At 43.6% G+C, this 20087-nt stretch carries 18 protein-coding genes; 3 read left to right on the top strand and 15 right to left on the bottom strand.

The genetic code is table 11. The annotated features are described in order from the left end of the window. Positions 1-98: 98 nt before the first annotated feature. The 7 genes from NY78_RS08985 to NY78_RS23080 all read right to left on the bottom strand — a co-directional run bounded on the left by NY78_RS08985 (position 99) and on the right by NY78_RS23080 (position 10437). The gene (locus NY78_RS08985; RefSeq protein ID WP_043634538.1) at positions 99-656 is read right to left on the bottom strand and encodes a tyrosine-type recombinase/integrase; all 558 of its coding nucleotides are present in this window, start codon (positions 654-656) and stop codon (positions 99-101) included. 273 nt (positions 657-929) lie between these two features. After that, a complete protein-coding gene (locus tag NY78_RS08980; RefSeq protein ID WP_043634535.1) occupies positions 930-1307 on the bottom strand; it encodes a hypothetical protein in 378 nt (125 codons plus the stop codon). Positions 1308-2921: 1614 nt separating this feature from the next. Continuing rightward, the gene (locus NY78_RS23645; RefSeq protein ID WP_082139936.1) at positions 2922-4754 is read right to left on the bottom strand and encodes a replication initiation protein; all 1833 of its coding nucleotides are present in this window, start codon (positions 4752-4754) and stop codon (positions 2922-2924) included. Positions 4755-4983: 229 nt separating this feature from the next. Further along, entirely contained in the window at positions 4984-5892 is a 909-nt protein-coding gene (locus NY78_RS08975) for a hypothetical protein (RefSeq protein ID WP_043634533.1), read from the bottom strand. Between the two features lies 1 nt (position 5893). Then, complete coding sequence (locus NY78_RS08970; protein WP_043634531.1) at positions 5894-6802, bottom strand: hypothetical protein; 909 nt, start codon at positions 6800-6802, stop codon at positions 5894-5896. 9 nt (positions 6803-6811) lie between these two features. Continuing rightward, the gene (locus NY78_RS23640) at positions 6812-8221 is read right to left on the bottom strand and encodes a DUF3987 domain-containing protein (protein WP_082139935.1); all 1410 of its coding nucleotides are present in this window, start codon (positions 8219-8221) and stop codon (positions 6812-6814) included. A 1586-nt stretch (positions 8222-9807) separates the two neighbouring features. Continuing rightward, on the bottom strand, positions 9808-10437 hold the full coding sequence (locus NY78_RS23080; RefSeq protein ID WP_053062170.1) for a MucR family transcriptional regulator: 630 nt from the start codon (positions 10435-10437) through the stop codon (positions 9808-9810). Between the two features lie 611 nt (positions 10438-11048). Here NY78_RS23080 and NY78_RS24625 point away from each other — a divergent pair. Then, positions 11049-12065, top strand: a complete 1017-nt coding sequence (locus NY78_RS24625) for a hypothetical protein (protein ID WP_156180900.1) — start codon at positions 11049-11051, stop codon at positions 12063-12065. A 357-nt stretch (positions 12066-12422) separates the two neighbouring features. On the opposite strand, the gene NY78_RS08950 is transcribed toward NY78_RS24625, so the two are convergent. From NY78_RS08950 to NY78_RS08930, 5 genes are all read right to left on the bottom strand, one after another. Then, positions 12423-12803, bottom strand: a complete 381-nt coding sequence (locus NY78_RS08950) for a DUF6573 family protein (RefSeq protein ID WP_043634524.1) — start codon at positions 12801-12803, stop codon at positions 12423-12425. Positions 12804-12967: 164 nt separating this feature from the next. Next, the gene (locus NY78_RS08945; RefSeq protein WP_043634521.1) at positions 12968-13180 is read right to left on the bottom strand and encodes a hypothetical protein; all 213 of its coding nucleotides are present in this window, start codon (positions 13178-13180) and stop codon (positions 12968-12970) included. A 73-nt stretch (positions 13181-13253) separates the two neighbouring features. Beyond that, positions 13254-15374, bottom strand: coding sequence for a PAS domain-containing hybrid sensor histidine kinase/response regulator (locus tag NY78_RS23075; RefSeq protein WP_053062169.1), 2121 nt, complete (start codon positions 15372-15374; stop codon positions 13254-13256). Positions 15375-15724: 350 nt separating this feature from the next. Continuing rightward, complete coding sequence (locus NY78_RS08935) at positions 15725-16105, bottom strand: DUF6573 family protein (protein ID WP_043634518.1); 381 nt, start codon at positions 16103-16105, stop codon at positions 15725-15727. Between the two features lie 173 nt (positions 16106-16278). After that, a complete protein-coding gene (locus NY78_RS08930; protein ID WP_156180899.1) occupies positions 16279-17346 on the bottom strand; it encodes a hypothetical protein in 1068 nt (355 codons plus the stop codon). 251 nt (positions 17347-17597) lie between these two features. On the opposite strand from NY78_RS08930, the gene NY78_RS08925 reads away from it, so the two are divergent. After that, positions 17598-17921, top strand: coding sequence for a helix-turn-helix domain-containing protein (locus NY78_RS08925; RefSeq protein WP_043634512.1), 324 nt, complete (start codon positions 17598-17600; stop codon positions 17919-17921). A 27-nt stretch (positions 17922-17948) separates the two neighbouring features. Here NY78_RS08925 and NY78_RS08920 read toward each other — a convergent pair whose 3' ends face one another. The 3 genes from NY78_RS08920 to NY78_RS08910 all read right to left on the bottom strand — a co-directional run bounded on the left by NY78_RS08920 (position 17949) and on the right by NY78_RS08910 (position 18803). Further along, a complete protein-coding gene (locus NY78_RS08920) occupies positions 17949-18170 on the bottom strand; it encodes a hypothetical protein (RefSeq protein WP_082139940.1) in 222 nt (73 codons plus the stop codon). Positions 18171-18344: 174 nt separating this feature from the next. After that, positions 18345-18542, bottom strand: coding sequence for a hypothetical protein (locus NY78_RS08915; RefSeq protein ID WP_043634508.1), 198 nt, complete (start codon positions 18540-18542; stop codon positions 18345-18347). Between the two features lie 39 nt (positions 18543-18581). Next, the gene (locus NY78_RS08910; RefSeq protein WP_043634507.1) at positions 18582-18803 is read right to left on the bottom strand and encodes a hypothetical protein; all 222 of its coding nucleotides are present in this window, start codon (positions 18801-18803) and stop codon (positions 18582-18584) included. A gap of 399 nt (positions 18804-19202) precedes the next feature. On the opposite strand from NY78_RS08910, the gene NY78_RS08905 reads away from it, so the two are divergent. After that, positions 19203-19760 carry a MucR family transcriptional regulator gene (locus NY78_RS08905; protein WP_043634506.1) on the top strand — a complete coding sequence of 186 codons (558 nt, stop codon included), beginning with the start codon at positions 19203-19205 and terminating at the stop codon, positions 19758-19760. Positions 19761-20087 lie beyond the last annotated feature (327 nt).

Raw genomic sequence — 20087 nt, 5'->3', positions numbered from 1 at the left:
TGGTAATAATTATAAACCGGCAGTGAATCGAAATAGTAAGGCTCATTGAAATTAGCAAAAACAAATCAAAGGGCTTTTAGGCCCCTTGAAAGATAAAGCTAAATGGTATTCATCAATATTTCTTCGACTTCCTCCTCTTGCACTCCAAGATACCTTCGAGTAATTGAAGGACTGGAATGGTTTAACCGTTTCGCCAAGACTTCCCAGGAAACACCGAATGTCTTTCGCTGATGGTAAGTCCATGTCTTTCGAAGTGAGTGAGCACCATAATTCCCTTTCAGGTTAATGGCCTCAGTCCATTTCTTGACATATTTTGTCACGGCATAGGTTGTAAGGGGATAATTTCGACCTTTTCTGCTTTTAAACAGGAAATGGTCGTCATCATCCTTTACTGTCGCCAGATGAGCATCTAGTGCAGATTTAATCTCCTTATTTAAAATGAACACATTCTCCTTGCCCGTTTTCTTTTCGCGCAAGGTTATCCTCTCTCCGATCTTTACGTCTTTGACATCACTGACTTTTAATGCCAGCAAGTCTTGGACTCGCAGACCTGAGTTGACACCCATGACAAAAAGCAATTTGTCGCGGGGAGAGTCACTGAGAATCTTTTTGATGCTCTTCACACTTTTCAGATCAATGATCGGTTCAACCTTCATTTCCCCCTCCAATTCCCAGTTTTCTTCCAGGGAGTTGAAAATCGTACTTACAAATCAGCTCCTCAAAGGAAGCCCTTGGGAGACTCGACAATAACCCTGTAAAATTCTTCCAGAAAACCATTCCAAAAATCCCAATGTACGTTCTTGGTACAAAACGTACTTTCCCCTCATTGATTATTTCTGTATAACTTTAGACAAATAAACATAACCTTGCGCCGAATAATTAAAAAATAGCCACATCTTTCGATATGACTATGTTAAAGACCAAACGGATTAGACCTTCGTCAAAATGATCTTTCCATCTTCGGCGAGAACCGAGAACTCATCACCGTCACTGACGATAAGTCCTTGAAGGTCAAGATTCTTCAGATAAATCTTGAGCTCCAATTTGTTGTTCACCTTCGGCCGCCGCGAGTTCTTGAGGTAAAGCCCCTTGACCTCATAGTAGGTCTTGTCATCGCTCATCAACTTAAGGACGTATTGCTTCAGAGTCTGGCGGTGTTTGATTTCCATTCTTGCCAGAATTGCTGAAGCGTCCATGCCATTGAAAATGCACTCGCGAAGCATCGAAGGATTGTACTTCGATTCGATCTTCTTCTTTTCAGGAACTTCCTGTTCATCCACAGACACGTTATCGTTCTTCTTGCTCATACAAGCTCCTTTGTTTGGTTGATTGATAATTTCTGTATTGGCTGGAAGATAGTTCAAGAATTTATGCTGAATAATGCTTTTTGCATTATCTTGCGCAAGATGAGCTTGATCTCCCCGGGGCCAAAACGTGAATTGGCCCCAGGATCAATTTTCCGGGGTTTTCGGTCACGGGGGAGGGTAAGTCATGGGTCAATCCCCAAACGACCCAGGACGGGGAGTATAGAGGGTCGGTTTTGGGGTCTGCCGGGCGGGTAATTTCCCATGCGTGGGTGGAGAGCTGTCCCCGATCATCTTCTGAAACAAAAAAAGGACCCGGCCCGAAGGCGAGGTCCTCTGAATAGATTTACGTAGTCCTGCCGCCGCCCTGGTGTTCATGATGCACCAGGGTAGACAGCAGTTTCAGGATCGAATGATTCGTCGCCGGATCAAGCTCCCTTCACAACCGAACATACGGTTTGCCCGTATTCGGCTATAGCAAGAGATGTTTTTGCTCTTATTGAATTACTTCGTCGACCATGATTTTAAGTTTTCACTAACAGTCATGCCTTGAACAATCGCGGTCGCGTAAATTTCCTTTTAACCATCAAATAATTTACAAATACTACATCTCTTGCCGTATCCCTTACAGATACGCAGCCATCCTCCTTAAAAACTAGCGACTCCAACGCTTTTGCCATAAGGCATTTAAAGAGGACTTCCCTTGGTCTCAAGTCAGGTCTTTCAAAACCGTCCCGAACCTAATCACACATATGACCAGAAGGCATTATACCTATCTATATCTTCAGAACTGAATGTAATCAGTAAACTTCAGTTTGTCATGAACTTCGTTCATCATATGCGCCACCGTGGTTTCTTCATGAAAATCATGAATACGGGCCAGTCTTTCGGTCTCAATCCCTTTCACAACTGAATCGCTTCATATTGCTTAGATAACTCTCAAGAATTCCTGTTCGATGGAGCCGACAGGTAATTTTGACCTTGAGTCATTTTTATTTCTTGACCGCGAAATATTCTTAGGTTGAATCTCTCGTTTGCACTTTCAGCAACACTTGACCGACAACTTAATGCAAGGCACCCACGACACTTTAACTACGCTTAATATTTGTTTAAATTATTTGAATACGGTAAAAATCAATTCAGCTTGCGCATAATGTTTTATCAAGACTTGGTTGCTGGTTATTTCTTAAAATCGTCCAGATCGTCTATTATATTCAATAATATAGTCTTTTATTTCTGTCTGTAGAAAGAGAATGTTGCCGAACTTGTCTTGGAATGATACCCTATGGCTGTGAATCAAGCAATAAATATGTATAACTTTTATACGAAGCACTCAAGATAAGGGGCTATCACTTTTCATGTTTTGAAACTTGGAGGCAGTCCAAAAAGACGCCATCCTTATTCGTTGTAAAATCAAATTTTAATGAACCGGTAGCAGTTTGGTATATCAGTTTTTCTCCAAAAAAATTTATTATTTTTAAAATATATATTATATTTACCTATTATAAAACAATTAGAATAATTTTAAAAATATTATCTAATTCTAGTACTCAAAGAATATAATTATATTTGATAAATCAAAACATACATTCATAACACAATTCGTATGTTGCCAGACTACGACTGAGATTTTTTACTTTCGATATAATTATTAATAAAATCTCGTCTCAACCTAATAGTATTTAAGCATTTCCCACTACTCCTTGAAATATTTCTATCGCTCAATCTTTTGCCAGAAGCCATCAAGTTATCTATTGTCCTTCGCAAGATATCATCATTATTACTTACTTTTTCAGTGTGCGTATGGCCAGCTCCTATTGATTTGTTCTCTTTAACTTTTTTATTTCTATCTTCTCCCTTTAGCGAAGGATCTATTGGGTCCAATCCCATAACACCATAGTTTTTCATATTTCTATTATAACGAGGATTGTCTTTATTTTTCCAAAACCATTTAGCAACATGTTTGGCAATCGTTTCTACTTCATCATTATCAAGAGGACCTCTGTCAGGCCAGTGCTCCACAATCTTCGTAGAATTATAATTGTTCAAATAGAGCAATAGCAAATTAAAAAGACTTGGTCCATCAATCTGCTTCCTGATGTTGGCATTTGACCACATTCTGGCAACATGAAATAGCTCTGGGTTCCTTCCGGAATATACACTGTTCCTCATATTTTCAAAATACTGTTGTTTACTGGGCAATTCTACGAAGCTGGCTAAATCTTTCAGCGCATAGGAGTTATCATGCCACGAAGTGTCCCAGACTCCAGAGAAAGGATTCTTGATGACGACATGCGTGAAATCCTTATCTGCTTTTAACTTCTCAGTGTATGCGTACCTGAGCGCATTAAAGTATTCGACAGGTTTCCTGCGAATTTTATTGTCGTTGCTACCACAAGGCCAGTATACAGGGTCTTTCAATTCATATAAAATATGGGAGTGTCCATTCTGGGGGTTGACGATCACTATCGTTGGCTCTGAAAGACCAACCGCACTCCATGCGTTCGCGGAATCCTCATAGTCTAGATCGAAGCAAAGATAAGATCGCCGCGACCTTGGCAAAGCAAGGTAGACGCCTTCCCTGAAGGCCATAGCTGGATACGACAATTTGTCACACTGTTTGTCGTAACCCCATAAAATACTGTTATCGAAGTGCATTTTAAATCTTTTTTGCGGCGATGTATCAGAATACTCATCTTCATCTGCTTCAAACTCTGGAATATCTTGCGCGGAATAACAATACTTAATTTCTGTGCCTGCTAAATCTTCTTCGAGTGGCAGGGGTGTATTGTCTTGAATTGGCTCTTTCCGGCATAAATTCAGAACCCATTCTGGGGCAGGACTGATCGGAAAATTGTTTTTTATCGTATAGAATTTAAATGTCACAGGATGTATTGAGCCTGGAGCTACGACCTGAAATCCTAAGCCTTGTACATCAAAGACAACGACACTCATGGATTGACCCGGGATGATTTCAACTTCTTTTTTCTCTTGACCCTTCCGATAAACAAATCCATCTGTCGGATATTGATAATAATAGTGATTCTTGCCGCTACCAGTCTCAATGGTCAAAGTATTCTTGAAATCATCTGAAATGTTGTTTTCAGAAAGATATTCTTCAAAATATTCAACATGATCAATGTCAAGGACAATGACGCCACTGGCAGGCCCACAAGCGACACCCGCATTGTTTCTGATGTAATCTAAGGCGTTGAATTCATCCTTTTCAATACAGGCCTTCGTCCAGCCCATTTTAATAGGGGATTTTTCTTTCTTTTTTTGTTCTGGCAAAGCCCTAACGGGTATCAATGAGAATATCTTCGACAGTTCTTCAAAAACATCAATTCTATCTAGTTCATTAAATTCAGTCAGACTGTTTATTTTTTCGACAAGCTCACCCGGAAGCTGCCGAATTGGAATCGCCAAATTTTCTTCATCCTGAAAAGACATGCCATCACCTCTCCTGCCTACAACTGAGAGACATACTTTAAGCCATTTTAAAATGACTTGTTTTTTCAAAAACAAAATATAATTTTCAAATTTTGACAGTCACAACGAGGTTTTCTGCCGTATATATTCTACAAAAAATCAGCATGTAACTCTTTCAATTCAACGCCCGTGTGTAAATACCAACAGCCGCTATGATCTATTGAGCTAGCTCAGTAGTTGTTTGCACTTTCTACGGGTAAAGTGTGTCAAATCCATTGGCAATGTGGGCTTCACGCACACGATCTTGCAGCTTGACAAAGTAGTGAGTGTTCACTAGTTGTCGATAAAATGTAGCGTTTTGTCCGTAAAGATTTTGATATGATATGCCGAGTTCATTTTTCAAGTACTCAATGATCTCGTCAAAGTATGGCGAACCATCCAAGTGTTTAATTCCAGTAGCTTTATTTGGCTCAAAATCTTTAAATCTAAGCGTCAATTCAGGGTCATTCGGAGTATTCTTGGCGTTCCAGTAATACATAAATCCAAAGATTTGGCCTTGAGCCCAGTTGCTGCTATCGCTGTAATCAACTGGCAAATTTTTCAATCTGTTGTATGCGCTAACGCCGAGTAAGTGAACTTTTTTATTCGCTTGCTTTATTTTCAGCACAGCAGCGGCCAACTTTTGTTTATCATTTTTGTGTTTTGAAAACCCAAGAGATATCAAATCGTAACTTTTCAAGTATTCATCAAGCTCAGCCACTTCTTCCCCTATGTAATCATGTACAACGGGAACAACTTTTATCCCGGCCGCTTCAATTTTTTTCTGATTCTTATAGTTCTTTTCAAATCCATCTAAGTGAAAGTCTTCATCGAAGTTGAAAATAAAATCGAACCGCTCTTGGAATGTTTTGCAATATGCAATGAATCCATCGATGCTGATGGGCTTGCCGTTGCTTCCTTCGATGTTGTTTAAGCTAAAAGCCCCGCTATCGAGGATGAGGCTGTTAATCATGCCCCTATTCTTCTCAATCATACTATAATAGTCGCTGCTTGTCGTCCCATACGAAAGCAAAATATTTATTTCTGCATCCTTAAACATATTTCTGTATTCGGCAAGAATGTCGAAGCTAAACGAAGAGAGGTAAATTTTGATTTGCATATTACATATTCCTCAATTCTTTTCTCAGCCAAACCAGTTCACGAATTGCCTGTGTGACAATATCCAACCCAAGATGCTTGACCTCATCTAGTCCTTTAGTCCTGTATCCTGACGTATTGTCTATAAGCTTACAGAGCAATCCAGGCGACGCTTGTGCGTGTTCAGTTGTGTTCTCATTATTTGAAATTTTAAAATCTCGATTCGCTATTGATTCTTTCATGTAAGCATCTTTTTCAGCTTGGCTTGCTAGGCTTCCAATGTGGCTGATTACTTTTTTATTTACGACGCAGCCAACCGACACACACCTGTAGTACAATTCATTGTCAACGCCAGTCTTTTTAACTTCAGCAAAATCTTTTTCATAGGCACATATTTTGTCGACCTTTTCTCTGAAAATTCTTCGATCTTCATCTGTATCAACTGGGCTGTTAAATGAAAATTCAAACATCTCTCCTGTCTTCTTGAGACCTTCCTTGTCTTTCCTGTGCTTGCCTATAAGCAAATTAAATACATAAAGCAGCTCATCTATTCCGAGGAAATAATATTTTTCAAGTTCTTTTCCGTAGTTATATAATTTTACTGCCTGCTCTCGTCTCTTTTTCCCAAAATTCGTGAAATTTTCAGCTGCGAACTTTGTCCAACTGACTTTCACTCGATCAATGCTTGGATCTTTATTGTATCGATCCTGTAAATTGAAAAGTAGCTCGCCGAGCCGCGCCCAATTGTACGTTCGAGTCTCAATCGCTTTTTTCCCAATTATTTCAAAGTCCAAGTATATACTATCAATACACTTGGCTTCGGCAGGTATTGTCATGGAGCTAATTATCGAAGAAGCTAGGGTTTCAATATTTTGAACATTTCCAGCAACGTCAATTCCGAACTGATTGATATAACCGAGGTCAATAGTCATGTTTATTCCTTACGCTATTTGGTAAACTGTTTTGGTCTTTAACGTATCGGCAACGATTATAATCTGACCTGTCTCTTCCAAGTATTTAATAATCTTATCAATTTCATCGGCATTGAAATTTTTGTTGCCTTGCAACAGTTTGGGGCGAAGACAGGAACCATTTTCTTTTGCTATATATCTCAAGATTACTTTAGATCGCTTAGCAACTTCTGACTCTAAAATAAAATTAGTTAAAAGCCACTTTGTTGACGTATAAGCACACTCAACAACGTAACCACCGCCTTCAATATCCTTGCGATCTAAAATGGTCGACTTTTGATCTTCCGCAAGATGAAGTAGCATTGCTATTTTCAATATGTATGGCGACCATCTTCTTAAAAATGGTTCTATATAGTCTTTTATCTGTTTCGTTTCACCCCGAACTTGATCATACATCATTTTGTGGACATCGTTAAATGCGATCTTTGCGTCATTCGACAACAAAAATTCTTTTCTGTCGTGGATACTTGTTAAAAATTTAAGCATATCTGACTCAATGCGGCTGTACTTACTGTTGACATTGACGCTTGGCAATGCATTTGGGATGTCATCTTTGACCGGCGGCAGAAACAAAAGAAACCTCGGCAAGAATCCAGAAAGGACATCTTCTTCATTCAATAATTTTGCAATTTGACTGTGCGTTGTTGCGCCACAAATAGATATAAATGGCTCCTCGAGAGTTATTACACCGCCTGTCTTCGTGGCTGTTTCGAAGAGTCGAGGGGCATCATATAGATCCGCCATAGTTGAACGCATTGACGTACTCGAGATGCCGCCTGTAAGTTGCTGCAACCATGTTCCGAATTCAGAGCTTAATATTAAACCACCTTTCTTTTTAGACAAGACATCAAGAAGAGCTGGGAAAGTTGTTCTTGTTGGCAAAAATATGTTTTTTTCATACAGCCCATCTTCTTGTCTTTGCGTCCCTTCAAGATTATCAACTGCATCTGCCGCAGTCTTAGATTTATTATGACTTGTTATAATTTCTTGGATCACATAAGCCGGAGCATGAGCAATGCGCTGTGCCGTTGTCTTAAACCCGCCGGATTTATTAACTTCAATCATCCACAGGTTCGGATAAAGTTTCTGAAAATAGCCTTCTTTGTTTGTCGACAAGTCATTTTTAGGAATACAGACAGACTTTTGAACTACTGACGAAATTAGGCTTAATACATTGACAGTGGCAGATATTTCATCGCAACCTGTTTGGGCTTGAACACATTCAATATAATCTTTAATGAGACTTGGGAATCCTCTCGTGTCAATTGTAACACCAGTATTGTCTAGTTGGTCTTCTACGGTCGCTACCTTTTGCTTCAACACCTCATCTTTGTCTTCTTCCTGGTCGGCAGTCTTCTTAGCGTTTTTGTTCTTTGCCATATTGTCCTCTCAATTTTCTCTAGCTTCTACAAATTGAATCACGATGGCATATTCGTAGCGACAAAATAACTCGTGATTTGTCCGGATGTCTGTCTTTTTAACTCGAAGATGGACTTGAGGTGATAAGATCATTAACTTCTTAAGTTCCGAACCTAAAGCCCTCACAACCCCCTCCCGTCCTCCCCCGGAATGCCCCTGGATACTCGATGCGTAGACGCCTGCGCGTTATGTCGCGCCTCACCAACCCTCACCAGCCCTCACGAACCGGCGTATTGTCGCTACCGGGGGGCGAGGGCAACGAAACCAAAGCCTCCGAGGTGACGCCGACTCCCGTGCCCTATGCAACCTCGGCAGATAGTCGCGCGCGCTGGCGAGCCTCGCTGGGACGCTTTGCTTTACCCCCCAATCACCCGGGATACTCAATGCGTCGATGTCTGCGCATGGGGTAGCGCCTCACCAACCCTCATTTCTGGCTCATTCTCGCCGCCCTGGTGGCATTGGTCAAAACGGGACCGCGGACCTTGCCAACGTCGACGGCTTATCCCGCGTGCTGGCGAACCTCGTTATGACGTTTTGCTTTACCCCCCCCCAATTACCCTGGATACTTGATGCGTCGATGTCTGCGCATGGGGTAGCGCCTCACCAGCCCTCATGTCTCGCTCATTCTCGCCGGTCCTCGCAACCACTCCGGTGGAGTTCCCGCTGCCACCAGCACCAAATGAACCCGGATACTCGATGCGCAGACGTCTACGCGTTGTGTCACGCCTCATCGGCCCTCATTTTTCGGGTCATTCGCTCCGATCCTGGCAGCACCCCCGGCAACCGGGCTGAACTCCCCAGTAAGGCCCACATTAACATCCCAATTTTCTGTCGCCACATGCAACATCGGCGTCGTTCACCATTCAGCCTGCCGGCCTGGAGACGGGCTACACACCCCTTGCCACACCCAAAATGAACCCGGATACTTGATGCGCAGACGTCTGCGCGTTGTGCCGAGCCTCACCGAGCCTCGTTATTGGGCTAATTTTCGCCAGGGCCGCCGCCGCAGGAGAGGACGATGGCTTCAAATTTTCAAATTTGAGACGCATTGCGATTTAATCTCAATAATTCAATATGTTGTCGTAAATTTCCGTGTTCAAATTCTTTCAAATTTATTCAACATGCTGATTTTATTTAAATTTGTCGAAAACGGCTTCAGCCCCCCCCATTTTCGCCGCTTGTGCCTCAGAGGGAGCACGGGGTTGGCACAGCCCGAAACGGCGATTACCGAGCCGGTCTGGGCCTTTCTCGGCCTTCTCTGCGTCGTGTCCCGCCGTGCTGGTCGGTTTCGACGCCGATGCCCCCCCCTCCATGAGGAACAAATGAGCATGCGCCCCCGCCGGCTTGATCATGTCACCAGCTTTACCGCAGAATTACCGCACAGCCTGTCCTGCCGCAAGGGTTCTGGTACAGCTTTGGAAGCCTTCTCTGGCTCCACCTCTGTTCGCGACTCACTTCGTAATCGGCATGATACTGAAAACCCAAAAGGCCTGGGACGGCAAAACCATCCCAGGCCCAAATCCCTCGTTTACGCAGGGTCGGTGCGGTTATGCCGCCGACGCGCTTTCACCCTTATCGTCCTTCTCGGGCTTCGCCGATGCTTTGTTTTGAGGCTTGGTGTCCGATTTCACAGCCTTAGGGCTTTCCGTGGGGGCAGTGTTCTGATCGGTACCGCTTCCATCGGCAGCCTTAGTAGCTGCGTCCTGCTCAGCTTGCTTGGCTTGCTTGCCCTGCCAGCGATCAGTTTTTTCCCAAGGCTTGGCTTTGTTGAGGATGTCCTTCTTTTTCTGAAGCTGCGCATCCGTCATGAGCTTCGTGCCGGGGGCATACCCACACAACTCACGGTACTGATCCGGGGTGATATTGTGACTAACCGAGAGATGCGTCTTCGTAATGACGCCGAAATCTTTTCCACAAAGGCAGCACGTAGCCTTTTCACCTTTAAGAGCGGACATCGGGTTCACCTTGAAGTCTGCCTTAGTGTAACCGTGCCCAGAGTTCTTGTTGTCGGCAGGGCCACCGTCGTCATCACGAACTACGGTGTTGCCCATAGCGATATCAGCCTTCGCCTTTGCCAAGCCTTTCATCACTTTCGTGGCAAGATGAATTTGATCATCGATGGCAAGAGCAGGATGCAATTCCATAATCGCCCGAATGATAGAAACGTCGTTATCCATTTTTGTGACTCCAGCTGTAAAAAGTTTACTCGTCTTTGCCCAGCCAGATATTGAGTCGACTGAATTCTTTACTCGCTCTTCGTCGCCATCTCCTGTTTGGAGTGATGTTTTCAGTCTGCCCACAGGATCGGCATTCGTTCCAGGGAGACCGCCAGCCCATCAAAGCGAACAAGCTGCTCGATGCCGTGCCGGTCAGCTTTTCTCGACCTGTCCTTGCCCGGCGCTCTGTCACAATTTCTGCCATGGCGAGCTTTCCGTTTAGGGGGTGGGATTTTCCCTTGCCGATTAAGCCCCTGTAGTATAACCGCCTTTATCAATGGAGGAAGTTACTCCCCGTGGGCTCATATGGGTACTTCTAGGCCATCCCGGCATATGCGACAATTTGCAAAAAGGCTTTTTGCAGAAAATCGATCAAAATTTGGGGTGCCGGAAAACATCGCGGGTAAGCTGCGGGGCTTAGGGATACCGCCTTCGACGGCAAGAGAGGATGAAACGGAATCTGCCAGAGAAGACGCGATGTGACTTATTATGCCGTATTGGTCTTGAATCATGGACGATTAATCTTGCCTCACAACAAGACAACCACCATGCAAAGATAGGATCACAACATTATGGGCGATGAAATAAATCAAAATATCATTTTCCCGTTCTATGCCAATGAAAGAACAGGTAATATGTGTTTTATAGATGGGATTTTAACAAAACTTTTTCCAGACAATACAGAGAATCAATCAGAAAACAACGATTCTGACCATGATAACGAAAGAAGTCTTGTGTGCAAAATTGTAAGCGAATACACCAAGGACATTGAACGAATGTTAGGGTCAAAGGCTTTGGCACCGATGACAGAGTATATTCTTGGTGGCCTTAATACAGCTTCTGACACAACGAGCATTCAGGGAATTAGCTTAAAAACGACATTTGCATATTTGAAAGAAACTCTTTTGAACGACGAGAGGCCAAAAGATGGTGTTGTCGACGCGCTAGGAGATCTGCTGCAAACAGACACAACTTATACAGCCCATATTGCCTTGTTAAAATTTTATGGACTTGACCCTAAAACAATAAAAATTTATTTCCAAAAAATAAACAGCCTCCCGAACAACGACAAATTAAAAACTTGTTTTTCTTCGATAGGCATTTTCGGGATGAGGTTTTTAATTATAAATTACCTCATTACACAGTTCGAGTCAGATATTGAGCGAGAAAGACATTTTGATTTCAGGATATTTGGAGAAATATTTGCCTTGTATATAACACATGTAACAGACCTTCCTGCTTCGATCGAGACTTTAAGCACGGAATCATTGATGCAAATAATGTTACGGACTGTATTTAATGAAGGGATGATTTTCCGTGAATGTCAATTTTACTCAGAACGTTCCCTTCGCGCGATGTCCACACATGGAACAAGCCATACAATGCGCGAAAATTCCAAAGAAAAGAAAAAACAACACTTTCTTCGTGCAGCACAGATTATTTTTGAAAAACTAAACAGTCCAGACAACAACAAATCGTTAAGTGAACTTGCAGATGGCATCAGAAAATCAGCAGAGTTTAAAGAGTACAGACTTGGCAAAAGACGAATTGAGGATGAAGTCAGAAAATTAAAAAAGGAACAGAAATAGCTCTAACTAAAACGTCATTATGCTTTTGTGTCGAATTTGTTAGAAAGTTGTTATTAAGGCATTCTCCAAGCTGGAATCGCTTTCAATTTGCCTGTTGAAAATACCTTTATTTCCCACTCAACCCCCTGTTTTCAGAAGAGAGTGCTCGAAAATCCGAGGTTTGACTTTTCGATTTACCACCAGCCCCGATATTTCGCGGTCTAAATCACAGGCTGGCTCCATTTTGCTGGTTACTGCGCAAAACACCTTGCTAAATGCGCATTATGGTCTTGAATAGCCACGCAGCTATTTCATCGTGATTTCGTATAGAATAAGTGCGTGTCGCTCCAAACCCAGCAAGGCATTAACTTCTTTCGATTAGTCGTCTTCGGGCAGCATGATGGTCAAGACTGGCTCGCCGTGATCACCTGGACCCATCACGGCCAGGATATTCACAGTGGCCCACTTGCCCGGCGACATCAGGAACAGCACGTCAAAATTGACACGATCCCTGGCACCAAAGGTCTTAGCGGCAATAAGTGTTTTGAAGAGAAGATCATGAAGCCGTCCCTCGACGGATTGACCCTCACCTTCCAGGCCAGCCGGCGGTGTCAGGTAATCACCATAGAGATGGTCAGTGACGACGGTATTCACTTTGAAGCCAAGTTGATTTGCTTGCTCGGTGACGTCGATCAACACCCCGTCCTCGATGGCCTGCTTACGCGTGTAGCTGAAGATGACATTCCACTCTTCGGTCATTTGGGTATCCTCCCTTTGGGAATCTTTAAGAATTCCTTGGAGGATATCCTGGGGCCGGAGGGGAGGTCACTGGGGCTATGGCATTAAACTTGTAAGTGATCTGTGTATCGGCAATTCGTTTGTTTATTTTAAGAGAAACTCTTCAGAAGTATGCGTACGAACAATTAGATATCATCTTTTTGATGGTCATCTTCATCGTCAGTATTAGACTCGTTGTCATCAACTTCACCTAGGAGCGTTTCAATCTCATCTGCTAAGTCGAAAAGACGTTGTCCGTATAGTTCAAAATCTTCGGCTGACTTATCTTCTAAATAGTCGGCAACCTCTTGAAGGATTGTTGATGCTTTAGAAATCTTTTTCTTTGTTGATGAGTTCATCCCTTATTTCTCCTTGACTTAAGTAGTTAGCATGACTGTATAAGTGTAATGAAATATTAATGTTTCGAGTGTATTAGCTGCCATCTGCGGTAGTCTTATGCATCATTTTTTCTATAGTTTTCTTGAGTACTGTTATGTCCACAGGCTTCGAAATATAATCGTCCATCCCGGCTGCAAGGCATATTTCTTTGTCTCCAGCCATAGCAAGGGCTGTCATGGCTACAATCGGGATGTTCTTATAAAATTTACCAATGGAAGCTCGAATCGCTCTGGTCGCTGCGAGACCGTCCATGACAGGCATCTGAATGTCCATCAGTACAATGTCGAACTTTTCATTAGATAGGCACCGAAGAGCTTCTTCTCCATTGACAGCGGACACAACTATAGCTCCATACTTTTCAAGTAAACGTCGGCCAATGCGCTGATTAATTTCGTCATCTTCGACGAGAAGAATTTTTAGATGCATCTGATAGGGTAAATCACCTGATGGAATTAATTCATTTTTTCGATGCGGATAGTCTGGCGACAAACCAACCATGTCTGGGACGCCTATTAAGATGTTGAAATTTACAGTCGTGCCTTTGCCGACCTTACTTTCAATTGCAACATCACCGTTCATGAGAGATACAAGGCGTTTTACAATTGAAAGGCCAAGCCCTGTTCCCTTGTATTTACGGGTCAATGATCCATCAATTTGAGTAAATGGCTTGAAGAGGTCTGCAATAAGATCTTTGGGAATGCCGATGCCGGTATCTGAGACTGCAAACCTAAGCCTCTTCTTGTTTGGAATAATATCATTGGCGAAATCGATGTGGATTTTTACCTCGCCGCTTTCAGTAAACTTCATGGCATTTCCAACTAAATTGAATAGAACCTGTCTGATGCGCCCTGCATCAGAAATGATTAAATTTGGAACTTTAGGCGACACATCGATAGTAAGTTTGATTTTTTTTCTGTATATCTGTTCTTTAAAAATACTCGCAACAGAACGACAGATGTCATGTATACAAAATTCATTTTCGATAATTTCAAGCTTCCCGGCTTCTATTTTCGAAAAATCGAGTATGTCGTTAATTAATGTGACGAGATTGTTGCTCGACTCAACTATCAAATTTGTATAATCTTGCTGCTCTTCGTTAAGTGGTGTCTCGAGCATAAGTTGTGATAAACCAATAATTCCATTCATTGGCGTACGAATCTCATGACTCATGTTTGCCAGAAATTCACTTTTTGCACGTGTAGATTGCAAGGCCTCATCCCGTGCGACTACAAGTTGTTGTTCTATATCGTTTTTGTCAGTTATGTCAAAAGCAATATTGCAGATGCCTTCTATTGAACCTTTTTTGTTTATTACCGGAGTCCTAGTACCCCGAAAACTTCGTCTCCCTCCACTTGTTGCTATAGTATCTTCTGAGACAAGATTTTCTCCAGTTTTAATAACATAAAGGTCCCTTTCTCTGAGGCGTGCGGCAATTTCAAGGTCTAAAATATCATAATCAGTCTTTCCAATAAGGTCTTCTTGTCTAAAGCCGAATGATTGTGCAAATGCCTTGTTTGTCAGAATGAATCTGCCTTCGAGATCTTTAACAACAATAAAATTCAAGCTGGAATCGAGGATCACCCTTATTAGTTCATCGCGATTTGTTAGCATTTCTTCCGTGCGCTTATACTCTGTGATGACATTAATCATCATATGACACACGGAAGAACCGTCGCGACTAGGTGCAGTTGTGGTAGTTAAACTCACCCACAAAAAGCCTTTGCCTTTTTTGTCGATACGAATTTCACAAACAGAAGACGTGTTTGTTGTAAGCAATTGCTTGCGATATAAGTAGTAAATGTCTTGATCTTCTTTGAAGACGAAACGGGTAAATGGCTGCTCTACTAGTTCCTGCCTGGCTACTCCAAACATGGACGCGGCGGCGAGATTGGCTTCGAGAATAAACCCCTGTTCGCTTAAGGTGCAATACGCTATCGGTGCTAAATCATATAGATCAAAATAACGTGCCCGTAAGATGTCAAGATCAACTTGCTTTTGACGCAACTCTTCATTCTGCATCTCCAGTTCTATTTGGTGTACCTCTAATTCGTGGAGAGTCTTTTGCATTTCTTCAAGGGGGATAGCGTTAGAAATAGTCTTAGTTGCATTCGTTAAGAACTGTTTTTCTGCTCGCTGGCGCAATGTATCTGCCATATCAATCTCCGTCAAAACGGGCGCTCCAGGATTTAGGGAGATTTTATTTTCCCTACCCATAATGGATTAGCATGGTTTTACTTCTGGCGATAGTATCCGAATGGCCTTCTCCCTGCTGGTTTCGAGATTGTCTGAATCCACCTGTGCTCAGCGTCTATTACCCCTGGGCTGTTACGGGATGCCATAAATAAATTTGGCACGGAGCTACCCCGGTACCAATCGGACATTGGGCCGTAGTGGGATTCTCCTGGGTTTTGCCCACGGCGGGGACTAAGGGAGGGATGGGCGAGGGAAGCCCCCGGAATGGGCCGTAGGACGCGAATCCAGGGGGTGTCAGCAACTTCTTCCGATCAGTCGTCTTCTGGCAGCATGATGGTCAAGACTGGCTCGCCGTGATCACCTGGACCCATCACGGCCAGGATCTTCACAGTGGCCCACTTGCCCGGCGACATCAGGAACAGCACGTCAAAATTGACACGATCCCTGGCACCAAAGGTCTTAGCGGCGATAAGTGTTCTGAAGAGAAGATCATGAAGCCGTCCCTCGACGGATTGACCCTCACCTTCCAGGCCAGCCGGCGGTGTCAGGTAATCACCATAGAGATGGTCAGTGACGACGGTATTCACTTTGAAGCCAAGTTGATTTGCTTGCTCGGTGACGTCGATCAACACCCCGTCCTCAATGGCTTGCTTACGCGTGTAGCTGAAGATGACATTCCAGTCCTGGTCCATTTGGGTATCCTCCCTTTGGGAATTTTTAAGAATTCCCGGGAGGATACCCTGGGGCCGGAGGGGAGGTCACGGGAGACTCCAGGCAAACTTGGTCGCCTCCCGTGATTCTAAGTCTATGTCTACTTACTTCCAGGAATACGTGCCGGTAACCTAGCCAGTGCCTTAATATTAAATCAATCCTTGGAGAAACGAGCAGAGCATAAACCATGTATATATATTATTGGTCCGCCACCTTCTTTAAATATTGAAATGTAGGAATTCGCAGAGTTCGGGATGGCGTCGCTTATGATGTCTCCCCTAATGTCGTATTGATTATTCAGCAACGGTTGAGGAGAATCAACACGCAAATTTATCGGAATGTTTAAATTGTAAGTGGTAGCCTGTTCATTTGAGTCCTTCATCGTCAACATAATCTTCACAGAGGACTCGTTTATGTCCTCAACAGCAAGTTGACATTTTCCATCTTCGCCGCGCACCAAGTCGATGTACTTGCCGATAAATTGTTTTCGGTATTGCGCAAAGAATTGTTTCTTCGCGGCTTCTAATTTTTCAGAATTAATTTTTGTGAAGATTTGCGACACATCGCTGGAGTACGCTGAGTTTACTTTGTCGTATATCCTGTACAAAGGTTTATTCTTGTATAGCTGCGTAAGAAGTTCATCAACTTTTAAAAATCTATCTCCTTCCGTCTCGATGGCTGCATTAGCCAGCTTGAAGCTTTCGTTGTCTGTATTGATTAAAAATTGAATTTTTACTTGAGTGTCTAGTAATATTTCTTTATGGATTGGCAATTGACTTACGGTTGAGGCATCATACTTTTCGTTCAGAACATAATCAATCGATTTTGGCATGTCGACAATACCAACAAACTCTACAACCTTACGCTTTTGCTGGTCTTCAAACTCACTCCACTTGATTGTTTTAAAAAATTGATAATTATCAAGTGCGTTGCCGACAGTCGTCGTGCTGTCAAAGACAAGCGTCCCCTTTTTAACCATTGATATCAAAGGGCCAGTTCCTGAAATTGTTTTTTTGGTGTTTGTTGTGACATTATTATTTGAAACGGAATTGTTGTCTGAACTCCCAGACGAAAATAGCACAATTATCATAAATGCAATGACGACCATCGAAATTTTGTTCATGAGGATAGGTAGAATTTTATCTTTTGCTGGGACATTACTTTTGCAGACTGAAAGCAGCTTGTTAAATTCATTTTTTAAAGCAAGAGTAAACTTATTCATGGAAAACTCCCTTTCAACACCACAAACTTTCATGGTGGTTAGTTGTTAATACCCATAGAAGTCTAAGCAGTAGCTATTAGCCCAGCCACCCCGCCAGTGGACCTTGGGCTCCCTAACTTCCGAAGGGGCCGCCGCCGGGATCAATGGCCCACTTTCAAAATAGGTTATATAGTACCTGTTTTCAAGAAAAAAAGGCGTGTCGTCTGGTTCGCCCCCTGCCGCCTGTTACGTATTGGTATTCGGGGGGAGCGATGCCTAACATACATGAAATATTAGGGAAAAGAATTCAGATTCTTAGGAAGAAGGGCGGGTTGACCCAACTCCAATTAGCTGAAATGGCGAACTTATCCTTGAAGCACCTCGGGGAAATCGAGAGGGGAAGGGGCAACCCCACCCTGGAAAGCCTCCACAACTTGTCAATGGCCCTGGATGTATCCTTGATGAAGTTGTTCGACCTGGAAATTGATGTGCTTACGACCGAAGCAACAGAAGAACTCGCGATAGGTATTATTCAGTCCGCGTCCCCAAGTGACAAATCGAAAATACTTAAAATACTTGTTGCACTATCCGAATAGTATTGTTGCTCGTCTTGCGAAACACATTCAGTTACGATCTTTTGAAGCGGCAGCGATCCGACCAAGATATTCCCTGTAAGTCGTTGCCAAGCTCACTCCTATTTCTGCCCACCGCCGCACAAAGACTCCCTGTACTCCCGAGTCTGCCGCGCCCATGACATCAAAAAGGTGTTCGATAGGCTGAAACCGCTGAATGATCTCTTCGATCAGTTCAAGCGTCTTGTCGTTGGCTTCTGCTCCTGTTGTCATGCTCACCTCATGATCCGGAAATAATTGGTCCAAGGAGGGAGGATAGCCCGAGCCATGGAGGCGGTCAGGGGTGCTGGGAAGCAGGAAGGGTCTTGGAGCTACCCCGCGTGTAGCTGAAGATGACATTCCAGTCCTGGTCCATTTGGGTATCCTCCCTGCATGGCAAGTTCGTGGTTACTCGTAAAACTTCGGGTCATCCTTGGTGACCTTCAAATTATCAAACCGTCCACGAAGGTTTCGTTCTTCTTTTTCAATTGCGTTTCGAACATTTTCCCGACCAACGATCACACCACCCCCACTGGTGATCATCTTGAGGACTCCACCAACTACAGTACCAAAGGCAACTCCAGCTAAAAATTTGAAAAGCCACATGTGATTAACCTCCATGAAGCGGTTTAATGAATCGTGATTTCAGATGTTCCTATTGGATGTAACAACCATTTGATCGAGGCGTTCCCGAAAACTTGAGGCAAGCTGTATTCCTATTTCTGCCCACCTCCGCACAAACACTCCCTGTACTCCCGAGTCTGCCGCGCCCATCACGTCAAAAAGGTGTTCAATGGGCTGAAAGCGCTGAATGATCTCTTCAATCAGTTCGTGCGTCTTGTCGTTTGATTCTGCTTCGTTCGGCATGCTCACCTCGTGGCCCAGGAGATCGGGGACCAGGGAAGGATAGCCTGGGCCATGGAGCCGGTCACGGGGCTGGGCAGCTGACGGGGGAGGCCGGGGCAATTGGCAGTGCCGCCGGCTGAATCGGACATTGGGCCGGAGTGGGATTCTCCTGGGTTTTGCCTATGGCGGGGACCAAGGGGAGGGTTGGGCTAGAGAAGCCCCAGGATGGGGCCGTAGGGCGCGAATCCAGGGGGTGTCCGGGGACACGAGGGGCAAGGGGCAACGAGCCACCCCGACGGAGGTAGAAGTAGGTGATTAATTAACAGCCAAAGCTGATTAACATAAATCTCTTTTCATTTGACAAGACAATATCAGAAAGCTATCTGCCAATTTATTCATCCAGACACTAAGGAGCTAATCATGGTCGATAAAGAAATTTGGGCAGAGGCTTTGAACTTGGCAAAAGACCAGCTTCGACATGGAAAAGTCCATTTCAGCGAACTCGAAGGAGTCACAAAGAGCATTTACGAAAAATTGATTTCTCTGAGCTGCGGCCCTGTGATTGATATTGAGCCTGAGCCGATAAAGCAGATTGAAGCTTCTCAGCATGTGAAGACCAAGAAAGGGGTCAAGTGCGCTGTGTGCGGTGAAGAGTTTAAGGTTCTAGGCTCGAAGCATCTTTCGTCCCATGACCTGACTCGTGAAGAGTACATGAAGAAGTTTGGCGTTGCGAAGAAAGATATGTCTATCAAGATTGCCAGAAAAACGCTGACTGGCGAAGACAATCCCCTCAAGCAGATGCAGATGATCATGAAGGAATTTGGAATTAAGCGCGGAGATGTCACTCAGTTTGTTTTGGACAATGGTTTTGACAACATGAAGTCGCTTGCTGCGACCGCGAAAGAAAAGAATGTTGGCATTCTTGAGTTGCTGAAGGCTGTTGACGAAGCCCAAGAGGCCAAGGGCAACAAGAAATAGCTGAGGCTCAAAACAAGAAGCCCACGTCTTCCATGTTCAAGTGGTCGGCGTGGGCTTTTTTTACAGGATGCTTGGAAATACAGTAGTCCCGCGAATGCTATGATGCGCCGTCGTTGTGGTGATTTAATCCGTGATGTCCACACACCGTATCTATGAAGCTACTAATTATATCAGATGTGCACCATGATTTTTCCGACAAGTGGGCAATCCAATGGACGATCTTGGGATAGCTATCGCAGCGATCTACGTCGATTTCGTAGGGTGCTAAGCTATCGTTAAATTTAATGTAAACAACGCCGTCTTTAATATAAACTTTGCCCATTAGTT

It is taken from the genome of Desulfovibrio sp. TomC (genome assembly GCF_000801335.2).
Lineage (GTDB): Bacteria > Desulfobacterota > Desulfovibrionia > Desulfovibrionales > Desulfovibrionaceae > Solidesulfovibrio.
Note: the sequence above shows the minus strand (reverse complement) of the source record. Positions and strands in the feature narration are given on the sequence as shown.

Excerpts from the sequence above, each read along its gene's own strand:
- NY78_RS08970 (WP_043634531.1), bottom strand. The coding sequence starts at position 6,802 with ATGACTATTGACCTCGGTTATATCAATCAGTTCGGAATTGACGTTGCT.
- NY78_RS08945 (WP_043634521.1), bottom strand. The coding sequence starts at position 13,180 with ATGAACTCATCAACAAAGAAAAAGATTTCTAAAGCATCAACAATCCTT.
- NY78_RS08905 (WP_043634506.1), top strand. The coding sequence starts at position 19,203 with ATGGTCGATAAAGAAATTTGGGCAGAGGCTTTGAACTTGGCAAAAGAC.
- NY78_RS23640 (WP_082139935.1), bottom strand. The coding sequence starts at position 8,221 with ATGGCAAAGAACAAAAACGCTAAGAAGACTGCCGACCAGGAAGAAGAC.
- NY78_RS08935 (WP_043634518.1), bottom strand. The coding sequence starts at position 16,105 with ATGGACCAGGACTGGAATGTCATCTTCAGCTACACGCGTAAGCAAGCC.
- NY78_RS24625 (WP_156180900.1), top strand. The coding sequence starts at position 11,049 with ATGGGCGATGAAATAAATCAAAATATCATTTTCCCGTTCTATGCCAAT.
- NY78_RS08975 (WP_043634533.1), bottom strand. The coding sequence starts at position 5,892 with ATGCAAATCAAAATTTACCTCTCTTCGTTTAGCTTCGACATTCTTGCC.
- NY78_RS08925 (WP_043634512.1), top strand. The coding sequence starts at position 17,598 with ATGCCTAACATACATGAAATATTAGGGAAAAGAATTCAGATTCTTAGG.
- NY78_RS08915 (WP_043634508.1), bottom strand. The coding sequence starts at position 18,542 with ATGTGGCTTTTCAAATTTTTAGCTGGAGTTGCCTTTGGTACTGTAGTT.
- NY78_RS08930 (WP_156180899.1), bottom strand. The coding sequence starts at position 17,346 with ATGAATAAGTTTACTCTTGCTTTAAAAAATGAATTTAACAAGCTGCTT.
- NY78_RS08950 (WP_043634524.1), bottom strand. The coding sequence starts at position 12,803 with ATGACCGAAGAGTGGAATGTCATCTTCAGCTACACGCGTAAGCAGGCC.
- NY78_RS23645 (WP_082139936.1), bottom strand. The coding sequence starts at position 4,754 with ATGTCTTTTCAGGATGAAGAAAATTTGGCGATTCCAATTCGGCAGCTT.
- NY78_RS23075 (WP_053062169.1), bottom strand. The coding sequence starts at position 15,374 with ATGGCAGATACATTGCGCCAGCGAGCAGAAAAACAGTTCTTAACGAAT.
- NY78_RS23080 (WP_053062170.1), bottom strand. The coding sequence starts at position 10,437 with ATGGATAACGACGTTTCTATCATTCGGGCGATTATGGAATTGCATCCT.
- NY78_RS08980 (WP_043634535.1), bottom strand. The coding sequence starts at position 1,307 with ATGAGCAAGAAGAACGATAACGTGTCTGTGGATGAACAGGAAGTTCCT.
- NY78_RS08985 (WP_043634538.1), bottom strand. The coding sequence starts at position 656 with ATGAAGGTTGAACCGATCATTGATCTGAAAAGTGTGAAGAGCATCAAA.
- NY78_RS08920 (WP_082139940.1), bottom strand. The coding sequence starts at position 18,170 with ATGACAACAGGAGCAGAAGCCAACGACAAGACGCTTGAACTGATCGAA.
- NY78_RS08910 (WP_043634507.1), bottom strand. The coding sequence starts at position 18,803 with ATGCCGAACGAAGCAGAATCAAACGACAAGACGCACGAACTGATTGAA.